Origin of the sequence: Aeromonas sp. R5-3, assembly GCF_040908225.1 — a bacterium.
GTDB classification, from domain to species: Bacteria; Pseudomonadota; Gammaproteobacteria; order Enterobacterales; family Aeromonadaceae; genus Aeromonas; species Aeromonas dhakensis.
The window spans coordinates 157,145-176,648 of sequence record NZ_JBFODH010000008.1; the positions used below are offsets into that span (position 1 = coordinate 157,145).

Consider the following 19,504-nt stretch of genomic DNA (forward strand, 5'->3'; position numbering starts at 1 on the left):
AATGGCGCGAATCATAGTCGTTACATCGGGTAAAGGTGGCGTTGGCAAGACCACAACCAGCGCGGCCCTGAGTACCGGTTTAGCCCAGCGTGGCCACAAGACAGTGGTCATCGATTTTGACATTGGCCTGCGAAACCTGGACCTCATCATGGGCTGCGAGCGGCGCGTGGTGTATGACTTCGTCAACGTCATCAATGGCGAGGCCAACCTCAACCAGGCCCTCATCAAGGACAAGCGCTGCGAGAACCTGTTCATCCTGCCCGCCTCCCAGACCCGGGACAAGGATGCCCTCACCCGCGAAGGGGTCGAGAAGATCCTGGACCAGCTGAGCGAGATGCAGTTCGACTACATCGTCTGCGACTCCCCGGCGGGGATCGAGGCGGGCGCCCTGATGGCGCTCTACTTCGCCGATGAAGCTATTGTCACCACCAACCCGGAAGTCTCCTCCGTGCGTGACTCGGATCGCATCCTCGGCATCCTGGCCTCCAAGTCCCGTCGCGCCGAGCGTGGCGAAGACCCCATCAAGGAGCACCTGCTGCTGACCCGCTACTGCCCGACCCGCGTCAACCGCGGCGACATGCTGAGCGTACAGGACGTACAGGAGATCCTGGCCATCAAACTGCTCGGGGTTATCCCGGAGTCCCAGGCGGTGCTGCGCGCCTCCAACTCCGGCGAGCCTGTCATCCTGGACAAGGAGTCCGATGCCGGTCAGGCCTATGAGGACGCCGTTGCCCGCCTGTTGGGTGACACCAAGGATTTTCGTTTTCTGGAAGAAGAGAAGAAGGGCTTCTTTAGCCGACTGTTCGGGAGTTAAGCATGTCATTATTGGATTATTTTCGTTCCAACAAGAAACAGAGCACCGCACAACTGGCCAAAGAGCGGTTGCAGATCATCGTGGCTCACGAGCGTTCATCCAGAGGGGGGCCGGATTACCTGCCCCAGCTCAAGCAGGATATCCTCGACGTGATCCGCAAATATGTGGAGATAGACCCTGACAAGATCACGGTCCAGCTCGACAAGAAGAGTGATGAGCTGTCGGTACTCGAGCTCAACATCACCTTCGCCGACGACAAGAAGGGATGAGCCTGACGCCCTATGCGTGACCCTTTCCCCCAATGAAGACCGGATCCTGCTGCCAGGATCCGGTTTTTTATTGCCGCAACCGGGTCAAGGGCGCTGCTGCACTCGCCAAGCCCGTGGGGGACGGCTAGAATACGGCGCGCCACCGTGCGGCCGGGCCGTCGGTGTTTTTCTTTATTTATCAGCTGGAACAGACCGCTTATGTCTTTGAATGACGAAATGCACAGCGTCGAGGAACTGCTCGACACCGCCCTCGAACTCTTCATGGAGCTGGCCTCCGACAACCTGCCGGAGCAGGAGATCGCCCGCTTCAATCAGGAGTTCAACGACCGCGGCCTGCTGGCGGAAACCGATCCGGCCGATGACTGGGAAGCGGACGTTGGCTTCGAGGTCAGCGACGCCGAGTACGCCGAGATCTGGATCGGCCTTGGCAACGAGCAGGAAGAGTACGAGCACCTGTTCGCCCGCATGCTGCTCTCCCGCCGTGTTGACGAGAAGTTCTGCCACATCGAATGGCTGCCCCAATAATTCCGGATCCCGATGATCCGAGTCACTACGTCTGGGAGTCGGAGCCAGAGCCCGTGCGGCCCAATCCGGCACGGCGCCTGCTGAACTGGCTCGGCAAGCTGCTGCTGGCGGCGCTGCTCAGCACCATCGTCTCGGTGGCGCTGCTGCGTTTCATCGATCCGCCCATGTGGACCTGGCGCATCGAGCGGGCGCTGTTTCCCCCTGCCAAGGTGGCCGAGGTGAAGCACGACTGGGTGCCGCTCGAGCAGATCTCCCGCGAGCTGCAGCTGGCGGTGATCGCCGCCGAAGATCAGCGCTTTGCCGAGCACAACGGCTTCGACATGGATGCCATCAGCTCGGCGCTCAAGCACAATCAGCACAGTGAGCGGGTGCGCGGCGCCAGCACCCTCAGCCAGCAGACCGCCAAGAACCTCTTCATGTGGAGCGATCGCAGCTTCCTGCGCAAGGGGATCGAGGCCTGGTTCACCCTGCTGATGGAGCTGGGCTGGGACAAGTCCCGCATCCTCGAGGTGTACCTGAATATCGTGGAGTTCGGGCCCGGCATCTACGGCGCCGAGGCCGCTGCCAGACACTACTTTGGCAAGCCGGCGATACGTCTCACCCGCTACGAGGCGTCACTGCTGGCGGCAGCCCTGCCCAACCCCTGGCGCTACCGGGTCAAGCCCCCCTCGCCCTACGTTCAGCAGCGCTCGGCCTGGATCCGCCGTCAGATGGGCCAGCTGGGGCAGGTGACCCTCAACAAGGTGCATCAGGCAGACTGATGCCTGATGGGTGTCGGGTTTGTTCACGGTGCGAGCCCGGCCTCGTCGGTGGAGGGTCCCAGGTGCCCGCCCACCGTGCCCCGATGCAGCGGCAGGTAGTGCCACCACCAGGTCTCCCGCCGCCGCTTGATCTGCTGCCGTCTCGTCCGCCGTTTCATGCCCGTTCTCCCTTGCCCTGCCCCTCTTCAACCATACCCAACTCCGGCCTGCCCTGCCCGGCGCTGGCGCACCCTTCCCACTGGTCTGGCCGCCACCGCCAATAATTGTTACAGTAGCGAACCTCGATGTATCTGGAGTGATTTCATGGAACAGCGTACCCCGGATCAGCTGGTCGAATGGGCCTATGATCAGTTTCTTGAGCAGGCCGCAGACATGCTGGCCCCCGAACAAATCGTCGACATCACCCTGGAGTTCGAACAGCGTGGCGCCGTCGAGGCGACCCTGCCCAATGCCGACTGGTCAACCGAACTCGGTGTGCCGGTGGACATGGAGCGCTGGGTCGAAGTGTGGGTGGGTCTGCTGGACCATCAGGAGGAGTTTGAGGTGATCTTTGCCACCTTCCTGCTGCCCCGTCATAGCAATGAGCACGATGTCCACGTGCGCTGGCACCGTCAGCAACAGGCATGAAAAAGGCGCCCTCGGCGCCTTTTTCTTTTGCGGTGATCATTGCTCAAGGCCGGGCCGCGATGGCCTTCGCCAGACAGCGCCGGCACCAGCAGGCATCGGCCTCCCCCATGGGCAGGGCCGGCAGCTGGCTGCACCAGCACTGGTCGATGGTCGCTCCGGCCGACACGGCGCAAAAGGCCGGTTCACCGCAGCCGGGGCAGTGATGGGTGCTGGTGGTACCATCCAGCTGCGCCATCACCGCCAGCTGGGCCTCGCTCTCCATGGCGGACCAGCGACCAATCTCGGTCAGGGTACGGCCACAGCCAAGGCAGAGACCGTCTTTCGCCCGGCACGCACCGACGCAGGGGCTCGGCACTTATTCGCCGCCTTCGCGCTGATCGTCGCCCGTCAATGTGATGCTGTAGTCATCGATGACCAGCTTGCCCTGCTTGTAGAGGCCGCCGATGGCCTTCTTGAAGGTGCCCTTGCTCATGCCGAGCAGCTTGTAGATGAGCTCGGGTTCGCTCTTGTCACCCACCGCCAGGCTGCCGCCCTGCTTCTTGAGGCGGGCCAGGATCTGCTCGCCGGCATCGTCCAGCCGCGCCACGCCCGGCTTTTGCAGGGTCAGATCCAGCTTGCCGTCATCACGCACCTGCTTGACCCAGGCGGTCAGCGGACGGCCCGTGGTCACCCGGCCGAACACCTCGTTCTTGAACAGCATGCCGGAGTACTCGCCATTGACGATGGCCTTGATGCCGAGCGGCGTGCGCTCGCCAGGCAGGGCAGTCACTTCGTCACCGGCCTTGAAGGGAGGTTTGTCGGTGCGCAGGAACCGCTCGAGGCGGCTGGTGCCCACCATGCGCCCCTCGTGATCGAGCATCAGCCGCACCAGATAGACATGGCCCACCTGCATCGGCTTGTTCTGCTCACGGCTTGGTACGAACAGATCCTTCTTCATGCCCCAGTCGAGGAAGGCACCAATCTTGTTGGCATTGACCACCTTGAGGCCGACGATGTCGTCCACCATGGCAAACGGCTTGTCGGTGGTGATCACAGGCTCGCAGTCGGCATCCAGATAGAGGAAGACCTTGACGCCGTCCCCTTCCGCCACCCCTTCCGGCAGTTGACGCTTGGGCAGCAGCAGCTCGCCGTACTCTTCGCCAGCCGCCAGCCAGGCGCCCCGATCTTCGAGCTCGACTACGGTAAGGGTGTTCATCTTGCCAATCTGTAGCATGGTGTTCTCTTCTTTCATTGTCCGGATGGCCAATTTTTCATTGCCTGTATGGGCGCGCATGTTACCCCAAGAGCGGTAACAGGGCCTAGTCCCTTGCCCTGTTCGCGGGTGATTTTCAGGGCCTTTTGGCCGGGGCGTGTCCATATAATCGCCAGTCAGCCGCCCTTTTGCTGCAAATAACCCCACTTTTGGGTAGACTTCGCCGCTGTCAAAATCCAGAGGAACTGTCGATGAATCCATCCACTCGTACCCGTCATCTCAATCAATGGGTCCAGACCCACAGTGGGCAGGACATGACCTACCCGGCGCTGCACGGCTTTTTGTGTGCCCGCCTGGTCGGGCCGGATGCCCCTGACTGGCAGGCCCCGCTGGCCGGTCTGTTGCCCCATGACGCCGAGCTGGATGAAAAAAGCGCCGAGGCGCTGCGCCACCTGATCGCCGAGCTGGAAGCCCAGGCCGATGAGGCCCAGCTCGCCCTGCCGAGCCAGTGCCGCCTCTCCACCGAGAGCCCGGAGCAGGTGTTCGAGCAGAGCCACCCCCTCGGTCAATGGTGCTACGGCTTCAGCCAGGGCTTTGCCACCTGGCCCAAGCCCAGGGATCTGAACGATCCGACCACCCAGTACCGTTTCAGCCTGGCCGCCGAGCTGAGCCTGTTTCGCGACAAGCCGATGGCGCAGATGCTGCACGCGGCCGCTGGCAGTGACCTCCCCTTCATGGAGTTCTGCAAGCGTCAGCGCCAGAACATGAAGACCGCCCTCAACCAGCTGCTGCAATTAGATGAGTATCAGGCCGTGCCGAGCACGGAGCAGGCGCTGGACAGCGAGCAGGCCGAGCAGTGGCAGCAGTGGTTCGAACTGGCCGATGCCAGCCGCGATCCGCACAGCCGCCTCGGCTGGTTTGACAAGGTGATCGCCGACGCCGAGCCGCTGTTCGACGCCGCCTTCTGGCAGCAGATTGCCGGCCATGGCTGGAGTGCCCACGAAGCGCGCCCGCTGCTGGCCGCCCGCGCCGGGCGGGCCGACTGCCTGTTGCGTCTCGGCCAGCTGGAACAGGCGCGCAGCGAGTATCTGGCCCTGCTCGAGCTGTGCGTGGCCGACGAGCTGGGTTGCCGTTATCCCCTCTCCAGCCTCTATACCCTGCAAGGGGACTGGTCGGCCCTGCAGGCTCTGCTGGTGCGCTTTGATGAGGCCTCCAGCTGGCTGCTCTACAACAAGGCGCTGATGACGTTCGTCTGCGCTGGCGCCGAGGCCGCGCAGCCGCTGCTGGCCGCCGCCATCAAGGCCAACGCCCATGTACCGGCCTGTCTGCTGGGCCAGCGCAAGCTGCCCAAACAGGAGCCCCACAGCTGGCAGGCTGGCAGCCGTGACGAAGCGGCGCTCTACACCCTGCAAAGCCGCGAGGCCTGGCTCAAGCACAACGCCCTGCTCTGGCTGCGCAAAGGCTGAGCCGGCGACAGTAAAACCAGCTTCGAATAGACCCGGTTGCGGCGGATGACGTGCGCAACCGCACATTTCTCTGGTACTTGTTCAGACAAACGGCCCTGTGTTACGTATCATCAAGGTCAAAGTATCAAGAGAAACTGCACCCGATGCAGCCGTCACAGCAGGATGTCATATGTCAAAGATCATAGAGCTGCTTGCCCACTATCCCCCCTATCAGCTGGTACACGCCGCCGAGATGGTGCGCGATACCTTCGAACAGTTTTACCAGCAACGCTATCAGCTGACGGTGCCTCAATGGCGCCTGATGATGGTGCTCGGCCCCCACTACCCCATCAGCCAGAAAGAGCTGGTGGAGGCGAGCGGGATGGACAAGGTGCGGATCTCCCGCGAAATTCACCGGCTGGTGGAAAAAGGGATCCTGTTCACCGAGAGCAGCGAGCACGACAAGCGGGTCAGCCTGGTCTCCTTCACCCAGGCGGGGCTCACCCTGTTCCAGCAGCTCAAGAGCGAAGCGGGCAGCTGGCAGCACACCCTCACCGACTACCTGCCGGCCGAGGCGCGCCAATCCATCCGTCTGCACCTGCAAAGCGTCAGCGATGCCATCGAACAACTTCACCTGCTGGATAACGAGCGACCCTCATGAACCTCAACAACTTTGCCACCATGGACGTCAACATGCTGCTGAGCCTGGTCAACATGCAGCTACGTGATTGCTACGATGATCTCGATGATCTCTGCAAGGCGCAGGATCTCGACAAGGCGGCGCTGGTCGCCCGGCTCGCCAGCGGCGATTTCCACTATCAGGAAGATCAGAAGCAGTTCAGATAGGGATCCGGATCACAACCCGGCCCATGCCGCTGGCTCCGGCGGCAAAAGCTGCTATGGTGATGGCTACCCCGGTCAACTGACCATCGGCAAGAGGTATGGATACATCTTGCTGTCACAGACCGCGGTTAGCCTTCTCTTCACCAGCCGTAGCCAAGGATGACCCATGATGTTTCTGACCCGTCCCGCCAGCCTGATCACCCTCTGTGCCTTGCTGATGATCAGCCTCCTCTCGCCCCGCCTGCCAGACAGCGCCGAACAGTGGCTCACCACCCTGCTGCTGGGCTCCCTGGTGGTGGTCTGCCTGATGGTCGGCAGCGGCTGTCGCCGCTTTCTGCGGGATTGACCTGACGGACCGCTTCATCAGGTCAGGCACCAAAAAAACAACGCAGCCCTAGGGCTGCGTTGTTGCTTTCTGGCGTATGGCTGGTTGCTCTCTTGATCAGAGCGCCAGGGTCTCCAGCTGGCCCTTGGCCTGCTCGATGCCCTTGGCCTGGGCATCCGGACCCATGCCCATGCCTTCGGCGTAGATGAAGTCCACCTCCTTGATGCCGATGAAGCCCAGCACGGTACGCATGTAGGGGGTCACCAGATCGGTGGCGCTGCCGACGTGCATGCCGCCGCGGGGGCTGATCACCAGGGCGCGGGTGTTTTCCACCAGGCCGACCGGACCGGTTTCGGTGTAACGGAAGGTCACGCCGGCACGGGCCACCAGATCGATCCAGTTTTTCAGCTGGGTCGGGATGTTGAAGTTGTACATGGGGGCGGCAATCACCACCAGATCGCTCGCCTTGAGCTCTGCGATCAGCTCGTCGGACTGGGCCAGCACGGCCAGTTGACGCTCATTGAGGTTTCCACCACCGCGCAGGCCTGACGCCAGCTCGCCATCCAGTACCGGCAGGTTCAGGGCCGCCAAATCACGCACGGTGACGGTGTCGGACTGATGGTCGGCCAGGAAGCCGTCGATCAGGGCGTTGGATTGGGAATATTGGCCCAGGATGCTGGACTTGAGTACGAGGATATTGGCCATGGTGAAACTCCATTAGGTTGTCGGTTGAACAGCGGTGCTGTCGATGGAGGTCACTCTAAACATTGGGCTTCTATACAGATAGCGAAAATAGATGCTCAACTTGTTCAAAAATTTTGATGGTAGTGCATTCTCTCGCCAGCCGCCTCTCTCACGCTCCGCCAAGGCTTGGCAGAACAAACGATTGCCGTTATGATCCGCCGCACTTTTTTCAGCGACCCGGATCCCATGACACCCTCGCGCAGGCACTCCCCCTTTGCCGGTGCAGTCTGGATGATGGTAGCGGGCCTCTGCTTCGCCGCCGTCAACAGCCTGAGCCAGTATGTCAGCTTCAAGCTCGGCCTCCCCTCGACCCAGGTCGCCTTCCATCAATATCTGATTGCCCTGGTCTGTCTGCTGCCCTGGCTCATTCGCCACGGCCTGCGCCAGTCGCTGATGACCAACCAGCTGCGGCTGCACCTGCTGCGGGTTGCCCTCGCGGTGGTCGGCATCCAGTTCTGGCTGTGGGCGTTGGCGGTCCCCGTTCCCATCTGGCAGGGGATAGCGCTGCTGATGACTTCTCCGCTGTTTGCCACTCTGGGGTCGGCCCTCTTTCTCAAGGAGCAGGTAAGCCGGGCCCGCATTCTGGCAACCCTGGCCGGCTTTGTCGGCGCCATGCTGATCCTGGCCCCCTGGACCGACGATTTCAGCTGGGCCTCGTTGCTGCCGGTGGCGGCGGCCCTGTTCTGGGCCGGCTATTCCTTGCTGGTGCGCTATCAGGCGGCGAGCGAGTCGTCCCACACCATCGTCGTCTATCTGCTCATCTTCAGCACCCCGTTCAACGCCATGCTGGCGCTGCCGGAGTGGCAGTGGCCGAGCGAAACCCAGTGGCTGCTGGTGGCCGCCTCCGGCGTGCTGTCGGCGCTGGCCCAGATGTCCATCGCCCGCGCCTACAGCGTGGCCGAGGCCTCGTTCGTGCAACCTTTTGATTTTGCCAAGCTGCCCATGAACGTGCTGGCCGGCTGGCTGGTGTTTGGCTGGGCGCCGCCCGGCCGATTGTGGCTCGGGGCCGCCATCATCATCGGCGCCATCACCCTGCTCACCCATCTGGAGCAGCGCGCCCACAAATCCGTTTCCTGAGGTACGCCATGCGTGCCTCTTTTTTTGCCCGCTATTCGTGCAATAGCATTCATCAACCGTCACCCACGACATCAGGAGAGATCACATGTTTGGAACCGCTACCCGCCCCGGCGCCACCCGCGCCCTGCTGCTGGGCTCCGGCGAACTTGGCAAGGAGGTCGCCATCGAGCTGCAACGCTTCGGCATCGAGGTGATCGCCGCCGACCGCTATGCCGATGCCCCCGCCATGCAGGTGGCGCACAGAGCCCATGTGCTGGACATGCTGGACGGCGCCGCCCTGCGCGCCCTGGTCAACGAGGTCAAACCGGATCTGATCATCCCCGAGCTTGAAGCCATCGCCACCGATACCCTGGCCGCCCTGGAGCAGGAAGGGGTCAAGGTGGTGCCGAACGCCCGCGCCACCCAGCTCACCATGAACCGGGAGGGGATCCGCCGTCTCGCCGCCGAGACGCTGGGCTTGCCCACCTCCCCCTACCGCTTTGCCCAGAGCAAGGAGGAGTTTGTCGCCGCCGTTGACTCCATCGGCCTGCCCTGCGTGGTGAAGCCGGTAATGAGCTCGTCCGGCAAGGGGCAGAGCGTGCTGCGCGATCTCGCCAAACTCGACGAGAGCTGGACCTATGCCCAGGAGGGCGGTCGCGCCGGTCGCGGCAAGGTGATCGTCGAGGGCTTCGTCCCCTTCGAGTACGAGATCACCCTGCTCACGGTACGCGCGGTGGACGGCATCCACTTCTGCGAGCCCATCGGCCATCGCCAGGAAGATGGCGACTACCGTGAATCCTGGCAGCCGCAAGCCATGAGCGAGCTGGCACTGGCCCGCTCCAAAGAGGTCGCAGCCAAGGTGGTCGAGGCGCTGGGCGGCTACGGCCTGTTCGGGGTCGAGCTCTTCATCAAGGGTGACGAGGTGTGGTTCAGCGAGGTCTCGCCGCGCCCCCACGACACCGGGATGGTGACCCTCATCTCTCAGGATCTCTCCGAGTTCGCCCTGCACGTGCGCGCCATTCTGGGGCTGCCCATCGGCACCATAACCCAGTACGGGCCTAGCGCCTCCGCCGTGGTGCTGCGCGAAGGCCACAGCCAGGACATCCGCTATCAGGGGATTGGCGAGGCGCTGGCCCTGGTGCCGGGTGCTCAGTTGCGACTGTTTGGCAAGCCGGAGATCGCCGGTCGCCGCCGGCTCGGCGTGGCACTGACGCGAGCCAAGCAGTGCGACGAGGCGGTAGAAAAAGCCAAAGCGGTTGCGGCCGGGGTAAAGGTGCTGTTCTAAGCCCACTTTTTGGCACACGAAATCAAACGTTTGCCAGCATGATCCAGCGCAAGGGGCATGGCAATGCCCCTTTTGCATTGAGGCACCTTGTTTATAATCCCCCCTTCACCTATGTCAGGAGTACAAGATGTTAACTGCCGTGATCTTCGATATGGATGGTGTTCTGATCGACTCGGAACCCTTTTGGCAACGGGCCCAGATGGCTGTCTTCTCCGAGCTGGGCCATCCCCACACGGTGGAAGATTGCGAATCGACCATAGGCGTGCGCATCGATCAGCTGGTCGCCCACTGGTATCGGTTACGCCCCTGGAGCGGCCCCAGCCAGGAAGAGGTGGTGCAGCGCATCCTGGATCGGGTCAACGCCCTGATCCTCTCCGAAGGTCAGGCCAAGGCTGGCGTGCTGGAGGCACTCGACCTCATCGAGGCGCAAGGCCTTAAAATCGGTCTGGCCACCTCCTCCCCCTTTGCCATGGTGGAGGCCGTGCTCGGCAAGCTCGGCATTCGCGATCGCTTCCTGGCGGTGCACTCTGCCGAGGTGGAGCGCTTTGGCAAGCCGCACCCGGATGTCTATATCCACGCCGCCGAGAAGCTGGGAGTCGAGCCGGTGCATTGTCTCGCCATCGAGGACAGCTTTACCGGTCTGCTGGCGGCCAAGGCGGCCTCCATGACCGCGCTGATAGTGCCGGATCCAGCGCTGGTGGGTGACCCGCGTCTGGCCATTGCCAACCATCAGCTGCGCTCGCTCACCGAGCTGGATGCCCAGATGCTGACCAGCTGGGTCAAATAGACCACGCTCTGGCGGACTGACCTCCTGCCTCCCTTGATCCCGGTCATAATCGTGCGCTTGCTCGCGGTCAGGCAGGTGCGATCCAGCTAGAATCTGGGGAGAGAGGCGGCCCACGGGCCCGAGGAGGTCATCATGATCGAGTACACCAGCAAGCGCATCGTCTGCCCCCACTGTGGCCATCATACCCGGGTCGAGCTGGATGCCAGCCAGGGGGATCAGGAGTTCTATGAGGATTGCATGGCCTGCTGCAACCCCATCCACCTGCGACTGCACCGGGATGAGGTGCGCGACTGCCTGCAACTCTTCGTGGATGCTGACGACGAACAGATGTTCTGAGTCGCCCTGACAGGGGATAGCGCAAAACAAAGCGGGGCCCACTGGGCCCCGCTTTCCTTTTCGCCTAAGCGGCCGCCCCTGCGCCTTATTGGCGCGCCGCCAGCACCCGCTCCACCGTGTCGACGATGGCCTGGGTCTGGGGGTCAATCTCGATGTTGGTCTGCCAGCCGGCCTTGACCCAGCCGAGGTTGGTACGGGCCAGGGTCTCGGGGATCAGGTTGACGCAAAATTCGCAGCCGCGCACCTCGCCCACGGTAAGGCTGATGCCATCGATGCCGATGTAGCCCTTGGTCAGCACGTATTTCATCAGCGTTGGGGCCAGGCGATACCACACCTGCCGGTTATTGGGGGTGTCGATGACCGAGATCACCTGCGCGGTGCCCATGATGTGGCCGGACATGGCGTGGCCGCCAATTTCGTCGCCAAAGCGGGCGGCCCGCTCCACGTTGACCTTGTCCCCCGGCTGCAACTGGCCGAGATTGGTGAGGCGCAGGGTCTCCTGCATCAGATCGAAGCTGACCAGCTCTCCTTCGACCCGGGTGACGGTCAGGCAGCAGCCGTTGTGGGCCACGGAGGCGCCCAGCGCCAGCCCCTCGCCCCAGGTCGGGCTCGGCATGCGGATCACGTGGGTTCGAAAGTTGGGCAGCTCTTCGATGGCCACCAGTTCGGCGGTCCCCTGCACTATGCCGGTGAACATGTCTCGTCTCCTGCTACGAAAAAAGGCAGGGTAACCTCGCCGCACGACCCAGACAAGCGCAACCGCTGACAAGCAGGCGGCCGATCGCTATAGTGACGGCATTCAACCAAGTGCTGACAAGGAAACAAAAATGCAGGTATATCAATGCTGTGAGGCCATTCGCATCGCCTACAACCAGATTGGCTCCGGCGAGCAGGGCTATGTGCCGCAGGCCATCGCCGCCACCATCAGGGCGCTCAACGCCGTGGCATCGGACGAGCGGGTGCCGGCGGATCTGCGCGAGCAGGCCGCCTACGCCGCCGCCAACCTGCTGATCAGCGATCACGAAGACGCCTGATCCCGGGCTTGCACCAATCGTTTCGTCCCGGATGAATTTCAGGCTAGAATGACCCCCCCGCACTTTGCACTCCCGCTTCCGGAGTGCAAAGGCTCTTCCCGATACCCGCTCTTTTACGCTTTATCTGATCCACTCGGAGGTGTCAGTGCAACGTTATTGGTCCGAGGCGAGGCAACTCGTTCGTCTAGCCAGCCCCATTCTGGTCGCCCAGGTGGCCCAGATCGCCATGAACTTTGTCGATACCGTGATGGCGGGACAGGTCAGCGCCGTCGATCTGGCCGCCGTGTCGGTGGCCTCCAGCTTCTGGTTGCCGGTGATCCTGCTGGTGCAGGGCATCATCATGGCGCTCACCCCCATCGTCTCCCAGCTCAATGGCGCCCGCAAACGGGACGAGGTGCGCCCGGCGGTGCATCAGGGCTTCTGGCTGGCACTGATGGTTACCCCCATCGCCATGGTGGCGCTCTATTTCAGCCCGCTGGCGCTGCAGTTCATGGAGGTGGATCCCGTGATGGCCGCCAAGACCACCGGCTACCTGCACGCCATTCTGTGGGGGCTGCCCGCCTTCGTGCTGTTCCAGGTGCTGCGCAACTTCAGCGAGGGGCTCTCTCACACCATGCCGACCATGGTGATCGGCTTCGTGGGGCTGGCGGTCAACATCCCGGCCAACACCATCTTCATCCACGGCCTGTTCGGCATGCCGAAACTGGGCGGGGTCGGCTGCGGCGTGGCCACCGCCATCGTGCTGTGGGCCATGCTGCTGGCGATGATCGTCTATGTGAAGCTCTCCCGCCACTTCAAGGAGATCAACCTGTTCGCCCAGCTCGCGCGCCCCAATGGCAGCCGGATCTGGCGCCTGTTCAGGTTGGGTTTCCCCATCGCCATGGCCATCTTCTGCGAGGTGACCCTGTTTACCGTGGTGGCCCTGATGCTGGCCCCCTTTGGCGCGGAGACGGTGGCGAGTCACCAGATAGCGCTCAACTTCTCCAGCCTGGTGTTCATGCTGCCGCTCTCCATCGGGGTGGGCGTCACCATCCGGGTCGGTCACAGCATCGGCGAAGGGCTGCCTGATCACGCCCGGGTCGCCGCCCGCACCGGCCTGATGCTGGGCATGACGGTGGCCGCCGCCACCGCCGCCCTCACCGTGCTGCTGCGCGAGCAGATCGCCACCATCTACACCGAAGACCTGCAGGTGATCACCCTCGCGGCCACCCTGCTCTTCTTCGCCGCCATCTACCAGATCTCAGACTCGGTACAGGTGGTGGCGGCGGCGGCCCTGCGCGGTTACAAGGACACCAAGGCGATCTTCTACGTCACCATCGTCGCCTACTGGGGACTGGGGCTGCCCACCGGCATGATCCTGGGCCTGACCGACTGGGTGGTGCCGCAGATGGGACCCCAGGGGTTCTGGGTCGGCTTCATCGTCGGCCTCACCTCCGCCGCCCTGATGCTGGGTACCCGGCTGCGCTACATCTATGGTCGCTTTGCCAGCCCGGAGGCATGCAGCGCCCTCTCCAAGGCGCAATAAGGGGAAACTCGCCTGCAAAATCAACAGGCTGCGCAAGAACTGGGCAAACAGTCTCCTTTGTGCGTGCGGCCTGTTGACAGCCTTGGGGGGCATGGGTAGTATGCCGACCACGCCAGCAGTGCTGGCGGGATAAAACGGGTTTTCAATCCGGTTTATGAAGTGGGTTTATAGCTCAGTTGGTTAGAGCACTACCTTGACATGGTAGGGGTCGTTGGTTCGAATCCAATTAAACCCACCACTTTTCCGCGATGCGTCCTTAGCTCAGCTGGTTAGAGCACCACCTTGACATGGTGGGGGTCGGTGGTTCGAATCCACTAGGACGCACCATCCGGAACACTGTTATGCGTCCTTAGCTCAGCTGGTTAGAGCATCACCTTGACATGGTGGGGGTCGGTGGTTCGAATCCACTAGGACGCACCATAACAGTTTGAATAAATTGCAGATATGAATTTGATGTGGGTTTATAGCTCAGTTGGTTAGAGCACTACCTTGACATGGTAGGGGTCGTTGGTTCGAATCCAATTAAACCCACCACTCCCCTGCAATCACACAAAGTCGCCTTGCGCACCCTGCGTCCTTAGCTCAGCTGGTTAGAGCATCACCTTGACATGGTGGGGGTCGGTGGTTCGAATCCACTAGGACGCACCAGATTAGAAAAGCCCGCTCCTCGAGCGGGCTTTTTGCATTTCTCTTCTCTGATTATCCCTTCTCTCCCCTCTCATCTGCCTCCTATTGACCCGCTGCGGCCATTGTCGGGCCATGGCCGCAGCGTTCCCTTGCCCAGTCAGAAGAGATCGAGCTGCTGGCCGCAGATCCGCTCGAACGACTCGCCGATAAAGGGGAGGATGGCATCGGCGATGGGTTTGAGCTGCTTGTCGATGTAGTGCTCGTAGTCGATGGCGCTGCGCCGGTATTCGAGCGGCTCGGGGCCATTCAGGGTCACCAGGTAGGCGATGGAGCCCCTGTGCTGGTAGCGCTGGGGCAGACCGCGGCGCAGGTTCTCCTCGTCCGCCAGGCGCGCCGCCCGCACGTGGGGTGGCACGTTCTTCTGGTACTCCTCGAGTTTCTGGCGCAGCCGCTTGCGATAGACCAGCAGCTCGTCGTGAAGGCCGGCGCGGGTCTCGTCCACCATGGTGCGCACATAGCCGCTGGGATCCTGGTCGTGAAACACCATCTCGTAGAGGCGGGTCTGGAATGCCTTGGCAAGGGGCGTCCAGTCGGTGCGCACCGATTCTAGCCCCTTGAACACCAGCTGCTCCTCTTCACCTGCCTGATGGCCTGCCACCAAGCCCGCATAACGCTTCTTGCTCCCCTTCTCCAGCCCGCGGATGGTGGGCATCAAGAAGCGGCGATAGTGGGTCTCGTACTGGATCTCCAGATAGCTCGGCAAATCGAACTCCCGCTTGATCAGCGCAGTCCAGTTGTCGTTGATCATACTGGCCAATCGCCGGCCGATCTCGTCCGCCTGGGCGGGGCTGGTCTCGCGCCCCAGGTGGACGAAGGTGGAGTCGGTGTCGCCATAGATCACCTCGAAACCCTCCCCTTCGATCCACTCCCGGGTCTGCTGCATGATGCCGTGACCGCGCAAGGTGATGGAGGAGGCAAGCCGCGGGTCGTAGAAGCGGCAGCCCCCCGAGCCCAGCACCCCGTAGAAGGAGTTCATGATGATCTTGATGGCCTGGGAGAGCGCCTTGTTGCTGGCCGCCTTGGCTCTATCCCGCGCCGCCCACAGGGTGGCGATGAGATCCGGCAGGAAGTGGCGCTCGCGGGAGAACAGGGCGCCGCGAAAACCCGGGATGGCATGGTCGGGATGCTGCAGCCCCTCGATGAGCCCCATGGGGTCGATGCAGAAGGTGCGGATGATGCTGGGATAGAGGCTCTTGAAATCGAGCACCAGCACGTGGCGATAGAGCCCAGGTTTGGAGTCCATCACATAGCCGCCAGGGCTCGCGAGCCCCCCATCGGCGGGCAGGTTGGGGGCCACGTAGCCGCCGCGGTGCAGCCGTGGCAGATAAAGATTGGTAAACGCTGCCACCGAGCCCCCTACCCGGTCGAGCTCGAGGCCAGTGAGGGAGGCGCGCTCGATGGCAAAGGGGATGAGGTGGCAGTAGTCGAAGATCTCCCACACCAGCTTGCAATCCTCCAGGTTGTAGCGGGCCAGCGCCTCCTTGTCGGAGTGGAACAGCTCGGTGATCTTCTCCCCCCGGTTGGCCACGTCCTCGATGTCCTTGCCCCGGCCGAGCAGCTCGCTCGCCACCGCATCCAGGCTGTAGCTGGGGAACTGCCAGGTGGCGCTTTTGAGGGTGTCGATGCCATCCAGCACCATGCGCCCCGGGATGATGACGCTGCCGCTCTGGGGGTCGTTGCGCGATGAGCGCCAGAAGCAGAGCTCGTGGCCACGGCCGAGTCGCAGCCGCCGCTTGTTGAGCTCGGCACGGCGCAGCAGCAGGCGAAAGTCGAAGTTCACCACGTTCCAGCCGATCACCAGATCCGGGTCGTGCCGCACAAACCAGCGCTCCAGCGCACTCAGCAGGGCGCTCTCGTCCGCCACCCACTCGACCTGGGTCCCCCAGCTGTCGGCATCGGCCTCCGGCACGCCGATCATGATGACCCGCGCATCCTCGGGGCTGTAGAGCCCCACCGAGAAGAGGGCCCCGTCCATGGCGCACTCCACGTCCAGCGACACCCAGGAGAGGGTCGGCGTCACCGCCTGGGGCGCGCAGCGCGCCTCGTTCACCTCCCAGTAGCCCTGCTTGCCCCCCTTCTTGCGCGCCCGCCCCTCGAAGCGCACGCCGGCGGTGATGAAACGCTCCATCAGGAAGCGCTCAGGCAGCCGGATATCCGCCTCGAAGTGCTCCAGCCCGCGGATGAGCAGCAGCTCGATGGCGCGGTGAAAGGCGCTCAGGGTGGCAAAATAGCAGCCCACCACGGCACGGCCGTCGAAGGTGTGCATGGGCAGGCGGCGAAACCGCCCGCTCACCCCGGCCCCCTTGAACAGCTCCGCCGCCTCCGCCATATGGCTCTGCGGCAGGAAGAAGACCGGCTCCTGCCCCGGCACCACCACCCGCACCGGCCCCTGTTCGCTCCAGAGCCACATCACGATCTCGGTGCGCTCCGGCTGCTCACCGCGGCCGCGCACATCCCGCCCGTGACGGGTCAGGATAAAGCCGTCGCGCGGCGGGGTAACGGGAGGGATGGGGGGGTGGTCGGTCATGCCAGTCATCGGGATCAACATAGGTGTGGGACTATTGTACGTTCATACAGTGCTTTACTGCAATTGGCACGCCAGGCTGCCATTGCCACGCAGGCTGCCAGGGGCAGCGCAAACTGGTATGCTCGGCCAGACGGGCACGCACTGCCGGTGGCAGTGGTGTTCGCCCATCGACTCACCCCGCTTGTCAGCCAACATCAGGAGGTCATGGTGGCGCTTTATTCTCTGCTGGATCAGCTGGCCATTCCCTATCAGCGCATCGATCACGCCCCCGTCTTCACCTGCGAGGAGGCCAGCCGGCTGTTGCCCAACCTACCCGCCGCCAAGACCAAGAACCTCTTCCTGCGCGACCCCAAGAGCGAACGGCTGTTTCTGGTGGTGACCCCTGAGCAGAGCAGAGTCGATCTCAAGGCGCTGGCAAGCGCCCTTGGCGTCAAGCGGCTGAGCTTCGGCTCGCCCGAGCGACTGGAATCCGTGCTTGGCCTCACCCCGGGCTCGGTCACCCTGCTCGCCATGGTACGCGACAGAGAAAGCGCGGTGGAGCTGGTGGTGGATGAGACGATCTGGCAGGCCGAGCGGGTGCAGTGCCACCCGCTGGTCAATACCGCCACCTTGCTTATTCGCCTCGACGACGTGCGCCGTCTGCTGGCCCACCTCGGCCGGGAAGCCACCGTCATGCGGCTGCCGGTGGTGGTCGACTGAGGTCGACGTGTGGGGGGATGGCCCTTCGTCACTCCCCGTCCCTGATTAATCGTGTCAGCCGCCGGCAACTGGGGGTGTTGGCACTATCCTGCCCAGACCATCCAAGCCATTGCTCAGCGGCACAATTCATGCTGTGATCCGCCCCACTCACCCGGCCCTGAGACCACAGCGCCGTTACCGGCAGGAAGAGCCCACCCCTTGATGCAGAGTCTGTTTTCCTCGGCCCAGTTGCTGAGCCTGGTGCTGTTTGTCAGCCTGTCCCACGTCGGGGTCGCGGCCATTTTCGCCTACCTATGGCATACCCAGCGACCGCTGCGCGCCCTGCTCTACTGGTCGGCCAGCGAGCTGGCCATCGCCGCCGCCTTTGGTTGCCTGCTGCTGCGCCCCCTCACGGGGGAGACGTCCCTTGCCAATATCCTGCTCACCAACCTGCTGATCATCGCCACCCCGCTGCTCTATGAGCGGGGCCTGCGCCACTTTTTCCGGCGCGAGGCCGACCGCTTCGGCTGGCTCTGCCCGCTCCTCGCCCTCGCCGGCTTCCTGCTGTTTGCCCTGGTGGCCTCGCAGCAACCGCTGGCCGATGTGCACAGCCGGATCATCACCCTCTCCGGCGTGCTCTCGCTGCAGATTGGCCTGCTGCTGTGGCAGCTCTGGCGCTACCAGCGCCTGGCCCCCGCCTACCGGGTGCTGCGCTTCGCCATCCTGCTGCTCGCCCTGCAACTGGCCCTGCAGCTGCTCAGGATGGCCAAGCATCAGTGGTGGCCGGAGTCGGCAGCCTCCAGCCTGACCGACCCCCTGCTCGGCCCAGTGATCCTGCTCAGCCTGCTCTTTACCATTGCCCGCAGCTTCATCCTGCTGAGCCTGGTGCACACCCGCCAGCAGCAGGCCATGCTCGCCACCCAGCGCGAGCTGGAGCGGCGCGCCAACCAGGATGCCCTGACCGGGCTGGACAGCCGTCACCATTTCGAGCAGCAGCTGGCGGCGCGGGCCTGCCGCAGCGCCCGCCCCTGGCAGCTGCTGCTGATCGACCTGGACAACTTCAAGCAGATCAACGACCGCCACGGCCACCCCGCCGGCGATGCCATGCTGCGGGCGGTGGGGCGAGTGATCCGGGAGAGCCTGCCACCGGCGGCACTGGCCGGGCGCCTCGGCGGCGACGAGCTGGCGCTGCTGGTGATGGAGACGCCGCAGACGCTGCCAGGCTACTGCCACGCCCTGCAGCTGGGGGTCACCGAGGCCACCCGCCCGCTGGCGGGCGGCCCCATCGGCCTCAGCATGGGGCTGACCTCGCTGCAGACGGGAGAGAGCTTCGAGCAGGCCTATCTGCGGGCGGATCAGGCGCTCTATGCCGCCAAGCAGAGCGGGCGCATGCGCGCCTGCATCCGCGAGGCCCACCACAGCGAGCCACGCCTGCTGCAAGCGGCAGAGCTGCACCCGTGACAGCCGTCATCGAGTGTCGGGCCGCGCAACCTGCCGATGGCCCGGCCTACCGCCGCTATGTGGCCGAGTGTGGCGCCGCCGGCCTGCCCCTCTATCAGGTGGCGCAATTCGACCCGGATCAGTGGCTGCAAGATCTGCTCGCCCATGCCGCTGGCGAGCGCCTGCCGCCGGATTACCCGCCCACCACCACCTACTTTGCCCTCGAGGGAGCAGAGATCCTCGCCACCTTGCGCCTGCGCCACGGCGACACCCCGGCAACCCGCCAATGGCTCGGCCATATCGGTTACGAGACCCGCCCCTCCCGCCGCGGTGAAGGGGTGGCCCGCACCCTGCTCGGCTGGCTGCAACGCCATGTTCTGAGCGGCCCCGTGCTCATCAGCTGTGACGAGGCAAATTCCGCCTCGCTCAAGGTGATCGCCAGCGTCGGCGGGCAATGGCTGGATCGCCGCTACCATGCTGGCGATCGCTGCTGGGTGAACTTTTACCAGATCCAGCCCCACCCCGCCCGCCAGCAAGGCGCCGCTGACTCGCAGCCATAAAAAAGAGCGCCCGCAGGCGCTCAGTCGTCTCTTGGTTGCAGGAG

Annotated in this window: 24 protein-coding genes and 5 tRNA genes; 23 read left to right on the top strand and 6 right to left on the bottom strand. The window is 63.5% G+C overall.

Features of this window, described 5'->3' with window-relative positions:
- Nucleotide 1: 1 nt before the first annotated feature.
- From minD to mtgA, 4 genes are all read left to right on the top strand, one after another.
- On the top strand, nucleotides 2-814 hold the full coding sequence (minD, locus tag AB5Y95_RS03550) for a septum site-determining protein MinD (protein WP_005301248.1): 813 nt from the start codon (nucleotides 2-4) through the stop codon (nucleotides 812-814).
- Between the two features lie 2 nt (nucleotides 815-816).
- Entirely contained in the window at nucleotides 817-1,083 is a 267-nt protein-coding gene (gene minE / locus AB5Y95_RS03555) for a cell division topological specificity factor MinE (protein ID WP_005301252.1), read from the top strand.
- A gap of 198 nt (nucleotides 1,084-1,281) precedes the next feature.
- Nucleotides 1,282-1,608 (top strand): HI1450 family dsDNA-mimic protein, encoded by a 327-nt coding sequence (locus tag AB5Y95_RS03560; RefSeq protein ID WP_005301255.1) that lies wholly within the window; start codon nucleotides 1,282-1,284, stop codon nucleotides 1,606-1,608.
- Between the two features lie 53 nt (nucleotides 1,609-1,661).
- Complete coding sequence (gene mtgA / locus AB5Y95_RS03565) at nucleotides 1,662-2,369, top strand: monofunctional biosynthetic peptidoglycan transglycosylase (RefSeq protein ID WP_017784788.1); 708 nt, start codon at nucleotides 1,662-1,664, stop codon at nucleotides 2,367-2,369.
- Nucleotides 2,370-2,392: 23 nt separating this feature from the next.
- Here the strand turns inward: mtgA and AB5Y95_RS03570 are convergent, their stop codons facing one another.
- Nucleotides 2,393-2,527 carry a hypothetical protein gene (locus AB5Y95_RS03570; protein ID WP_017764392.1) on the bottom strand — a complete coding sequence of 45 codons (135 nt, stop codon included), beginning with the start codon at nucleotides 2,525-2,527 and terminating at the stop codon, nucleotides 2,393-2,395.
- Between the two features lie 145 nt (nucleotides 2,528-2,672).
- Here AB5Y95_RS03570 and AB5Y95_RS03575 point away from each other — a divergent pair, with 145 nt between their 5' ends.
- The gene (locus AB5Y95_RS03575) at nucleotides 2,673-2,996 is read left to right on the top strand and encodes an HI1450 family dsDNA-mimic protein (protein ID WP_005301259.1); all 324 of its coding nucleotides are present in this window, start codon (nucleotides 2,673-2,675) and stop codon (nucleotides 2,994-2,996) included.
- 43 nt (nucleotides 2,997-3,039) lie between these two features.
- Here the strand turns inward: AB5Y95_RS03575 and AB5Y95_RS03580 are convergent, their stop codons facing one another.
- Nucleotides 3,040-3,351 (bottom strand): DUF1289 domain-containing protein, encoded by a 312-nt coding sequence (locus AB5Y95_RS03580; RefSeq protein ID WP_019840418.1) that lies wholly within the window; start codon nucleotides 3,349-3,351, stop codon nucleotides 3,040-3,042.
- Nucleotides 3,352-4,449: a S1 RNA-binding domain-containing protein gene (locus tag AB5Y95_RS03585; RefSeq protein ID WP_017764390.1), complete on the bottom strand. Its 1,098-nt coding sequence runs from the start codon at nucleotides 4,447-4,449 to the stop codon at nucleotides 3,352-3,354.
- Here AB5Y95_RS03585 and AB5Y95_RS03590 point away from each other — a divergent pair.
- From AB5Y95_RS03590 to AB5Y95_RS03605, 4 genes are all read left to right on the top strand, one after another.
- Nucleotides 4,440-5,654, top strand: coding sequence for a UPF0149 family protein (locus tag AB5Y95_RS03590; RefSeq protein ID WP_244364373.1), 1,215 nt, complete (start codon nucleotides 4,440-4,442; stop codon nucleotides 5,652-5,654). The two genes, AB5Y95_RS03585 and AB5Y95_RS03590, sit on opposite strands and share 10 nt — an antisense overlap.
- Before the next feature lie 169 nt (nucleotides 5,655-5,823).
- A complete protein-coding gene (locus AB5Y95_RS03595) occupies nucleotides 5,824-6,294 on the top strand; it encodes a MarR family winged helix-turn-helix transcriptional regulator (protein WP_005301279.1) in 471 nt (156 codons plus the stop codon).
- Complete coding sequence (locus AB5Y95_RS03600; RefSeq protein WP_010633874.1) at nucleotides 6,291-6,479, top strand: DUF4250 domain-containing protein; 189 nt, start codon at nucleotides 6,291-6,293, stop codon at nucleotides 6,477-6,479. The genes AB5Y95_RS03595 and AB5Y95_RS03600 overlap by 4 nt, the downstream gene beginning before the upstream one ends.
- Nucleotides 6,480-6,642: 163 nt before the next feature.
- Nucleotides 6,643-6,822 (top strand): hypothetical protein, encoded by a 180-nt coding sequence (locus AB5Y95_RS03605; protein WP_017779728.1) that lies wholly within the window; start codon nucleotides 6,643-6,645, stop codon nucleotides 6,820-6,822.
- Nucleotides 6,823-6,918: 96 nt separating this feature from the next.
- Here AB5Y95_RS03605 and AB5Y95_RS03610 read toward each other — a convergent pair whose 3' ends face one another.
- The gene (locus AB5Y95_RS03610) at nucleotides 6,919-7,506 is read right to left on the bottom strand and encodes an FMN-dependent NADH-azoreductase (protein WP_368159524.1); all 588 of its coding nucleotides are present in this window, start codon (nucleotides 7,504-7,506) and stop codon (nucleotides 6,919-6,921) included.
- A gap of 225 nt (nucleotides 7,507-7,731) precedes the next feature.
- Between AB5Y95_RS03610 and AB5Y95_RS03615 the strand changes: the two genes are divergently transcribed.
- The 4 genes from AB5Y95_RS03615 (at nucleotide 7,732) to AB5Y95_RS03630 (ending at nucleotide 11,009) form a co-directional block, all read left to right on the top strand.
- Nucleotides 7,732-8,622: a DMT family transporter gene (locus AB5Y95_RS03615; protein ID WP_042006472.1), complete on the top strand. Its 891-nt coding sequence runs from the start codon at nucleotides 7,732-7,734 to the stop codon at nucleotides 8,620-8,622.
- An 85-nt stretch (nucleotides 8,623-8,707) separates the two neighbouring features.
- Nucleotides 8,708-9,886: a formate-dependent phosphoribosylglycinamide formyltransferase gene (gene purT / locus AB5Y95_RS03620; RefSeq protein WP_017784781.1), complete on the top strand. Its 1,179-nt coding sequence runs from the start codon at nucleotides 8,708-8,710 to the stop codon at nucleotides 9,884-9,886.
- A gap of 127 nt (nucleotides 9,887-10,013) precedes the next feature.
- Nucleotides 10,014-10,673, top strand: coding sequence for a hexitol phosphatase HxpB (gene hxpB / locus AB5Y95_RS03625; protein ID WP_017764382.1), 660 nt, complete (start codon nucleotides 10,014-10,016; stop codon nucleotides 10,671-10,673).
- A gap of 132 nt (nucleotides 10,674-10,805) precedes the next feature.
- Nucleotides 10,806-11,009, top strand: coding sequence for a CPXCG motif-containing cysteine-rich protein (locus tag AB5Y95_RS03630; RefSeq protein ID WP_049049438.1), 204 nt, complete (start codon nucleotides 10,806-10,808; stop codon nucleotides 11,007-11,009).
- 85 nt (nucleotides 11,010-11,094) lie between these two features.
- Here the strand turns inward: AB5Y95_RS03630 and AB5Y95_RS03635 are convergent, their stop codons facing one another.
- The gene (locus AB5Y95_RS03635; RefSeq protein WP_368159525.1) at nucleotides 11,095-11,706 is read right to left on the bottom strand and encodes a riboflavin synthase subunit alpha; all 612 of its coding nucleotides are present in this window, start codon (nucleotides 11,704-11,706) and stop codon (nucleotides 11,095-11,097) included.
- A gap of 130 nt (nucleotides 11,707-11,836) precedes the next feature.
- On the opposite strand from AB5Y95_RS03635, the gene AB5Y95_RS03640 reads away from it, so the two are divergent.
- The 7 genes from AB5Y95_RS03640 (at nucleotide 11,837) to AB5Y95_RS03670 (ending at nucleotide 14,216) form a co-directional block, all read left to right on the top strand.
- Entirely contained in the window at nucleotides 11,837-12,043 is a 207-nt protein-coding gene (locus tag AB5Y95_RS03640; RefSeq protein ID WP_005301307.1) for a YaeP family protein, read from the top strand.
- A 145-nt stretch (nucleotides 12,044-12,188) separates the two neighbouring features.
- Nucleotides 12,189-13,568 carry an MATE family efflux transporter gene (locus AB5Y95_RS03645; RefSeq protein WP_017764378.1) on the top strand — a complete coding sequence of 460 codons (1,380 nt, stop codon included), beginning with the start codon at nucleotides 12,189-12,191 and terminating at the stop codon, nucleotides 13,566-13,568.
- Between the two features lie 161 nt (nucleotides 13,569-13,729).
- A tRNA-Val gene (locus AB5Y95_RS03650) sits at nucleotides 13,730-13,806 on the top strand.
- A 12-nt stretch (nucleotides 13,807-13,818) separates the two neighbouring features.
- A tRNA-Val gene (locus tag AB5Y95_RS03655) sits at nucleotides 13,819-13,895 on the top strand.
- Nucleotides 13,896-13,911: 16 nt separating this feature from the next.
- Nucleotides 13,912-13,988, top strand: a tRNA-Val gene (locus tag AB5Y95_RS03660).
- A 37-nt stretch (nucleotides 13,989-14,025) separates the two neighbouring features.
- A tRNA-Val gene (locus AB5Y95_RS03665) sits at nucleotides 14,026-14,102 on the top strand.
- Nucleotides 14,103-14,139: 37 nt separating this feature from the next.
- Nucleotides 14,140-14,216 (top strand) — tRNA-Val (locus AB5Y95_RS03670).
- A 136-nt stretch (nucleotides 14,217-14,352) separates the two neighbouring features.
- On the opposite strand, the gene AB5Y95_RS03675 is transcribed toward AB5Y95_RS03670, so the two are convergent.
- Entirely contained in the window at nucleotides 14,353-16,791 is a 2,439-nt protein-coding gene (locus AB5Y95_RS03675; RefSeq protein ID WP_368159560.1) for a DNA polymerase II, read from the bottom strand.
- Between the two features lie 195 nt (nucleotides 16,792-16,986).
- On the opposite strand from AB5Y95_RS03675, the gene AB5Y95_RS03680 reads away from it, so the two are divergent.
- The 3 genes from AB5Y95_RS03680 (at nucleotide 16,987) to AB5Y95_RS03690 (ending at nucleotide 19,460) form a co-directional block, all read left to right on the top strand.
- Nucleotides 16,987-17,481: a prolyl-tRNA synthetase associated domain-containing protein gene (locus AB5Y95_RS03680; protein WP_017779720.1), complete on the top strand. Its 495-nt coding sequence runs from the start codon at nucleotides 16,987-16,989 to the stop codon at nucleotides 17,479-17,481.
- Between the two features lie 201 nt (nucleotides 17,482-17,682).
- Nucleotides 17,683-18,921 carry a GGDEF domain-containing protein gene (locus AB5Y95_RS03685; protein ID WP_025201656.1) on the top strand — a complete coding sequence of 413 codons (1,239 nt, stop codon included), beginning with the start codon at nucleotides 17,683-17,685 and terminating at the stop codon, nucleotides 18,919-18,921.
- On the top strand, nucleotides 18,918-19,460 hold the full coding sequence (locus AB5Y95_RS03690; protein WP_215269107.1) for a GNAT family N-acetyltransferase: 543 nt from the start codon (nucleotides 18,918-18,920) through the stop codon (nucleotides 19,458-19,460). Before AB5Y95_RS03685 ends, AB5Y95_RS03690 begins: the two co-directional genes overlap by 4 nt.
- The last annotated feature ends 44 nt before the right edge of the window (nucleotides 19,461-19,504 follow it).

Excerpts from the sequence above, each read along its gene's own strand:
- AB5Y95_RS03570 (WP_017764392.1), bottom strand. The coding sequence starts at position 2,527 with ATGAAACGGCGGACGAGACGGCAGCAGATCAAGCGGCGGCGGGAGACC.
- purT (WP_017784781.1), top strand. The coding sequence starts at position 8,708 with ATGTTTGGAACCGCTACCCGCCCCGGCGCCACCCGCGCCCTGCTGCTG.
- AB5Y95_RS03595 (WP_005301279.1), top strand. The coding sequence starts at position 5,824 with ATGTCAAAGATCATAGAGCTGCTTGCCCACTATCCCCCCTATCAGCTG.
- AB5Y95_RS03585 (WP_017764390.1), bottom strand. The coding sequence starts at position 4,449 with ATGGATTCATCGACAGTTCCTCTGGATTTTGACAGCGGCGAAGTCTAC.
- AB5Y95_RS03610 (WP_368159524.1), bottom strand. The coding sequence starts at position 7,506 with ATGGCCAATATCCTCGTACTCAAGTCCAGCATCCTGGGCCAATATTCC.
- AB5Y95_RS03590 (WP_244364373.1), top strand. The coding sequence starts at position 4,440 with ATGAATCCATCCACTCGTACCCGTCATCTCAATCAATGGGTCCAGACC.
- AB5Y95_RS03675 (WP_368159560.1), bottom strand. The coding sequence starts at position 16,791 with ATGACTGGCATGACCGACCACCCCCCCATCCCTCCCGTTACCCCGCCG.
- AB5Y95_RS03685 (WP_025201656.1), top strand. The coding sequence starts at position 17,683 with ATGCAGAGTCTGTTTTCCTCGGCCCAGTTGCTGAGCCTGGTGCTGTTT.
- AB5Y95_RS03615 (WP_042006472.1), top strand. The coding sequence starts at position 7,732 with ATGACACCCTCGCGCAGGCACTCCCCCTTTGCCGGTGCAGTCTGGATG.
- minD (WP_005301248.1), top strand. The coding sequence starts at position 2 with ATGGCGCGAATCATAGTCGTTACATCGGGTAAAGGTGGCGTTGGCAAG.
- hxpB (WP_017764382.1), top strand. The coding sequence starts at position 10,014 with ATGTTAACTGCCGTGATCTTCGATATGGATGGTGTTCTGATCGACTCG.
- AB5Y95_RS03640 (WP_005301307.1), top strand. The coding sequence starts at position 11,837 with ATGCAGGTATATCAATGCTGTGAGGCCATTCGCATCGCCTACAACCAG.
- AB5Y95_RS03560 (WP_005301255.1), top strand. The coding sequence starts at position 1,282 with ATGTCTTTGAATGACGAAATGCACAGCGTCGAGGAACTGCTCGACACC.
- AB5Y95_RS03605 (WP_017779728.1), top strand. The coding sequence starts at position 6,643 with ATGATGTTTCTGACCCGTCCCGCCAGCCTGATCACCCTCTGTGCCTTG.
- AB5Y95_RS03575 (WP_005301259.1), top strand. The coding sequence starts at position 2,673 with ATGGAACAGCGTACCCCGGATCAGCTGGTCGAATGGGCCTATGATCAG.
- AB5Y95_RS03600 (WP_010633874.1), top strand. The coding sequence starts at position 6,291 with ATGAACCTCAACAACTTTGCCACCATGGACGTCAACATGCTGCTGAGC.
- AB5Y95_RS03630 (WP_049049438.1), top strand. The coding sequence starts at position 10,806 with ATGATCGAGTACACCAGCAAGCGCATCGTCTGCCCCCACTGTGGCCAT.
- AB5Y95_RS03680 (WP_017779720.1), top strand. The coding sequence starts at position 16,987 with ATGGTGGCGCTTTATTCTCTGCTGGATCAGCTGGCCATTCCCTATCAG.
- AB5Y95_RS03635 (WP_368159525.1), bottom strand. The coding sequence starts at position 11,706 with ATGTTCACCGGCATAGTGCAGGGGACCGCCGAACTGGTGGCCATCGAA.
- minE (WP_005301252.1), top strand. The coding sequence starts at position 817 with ATGTCATTATTGGATTATTTTCGTTCCAACAAGAAACAGAGCACCGCA.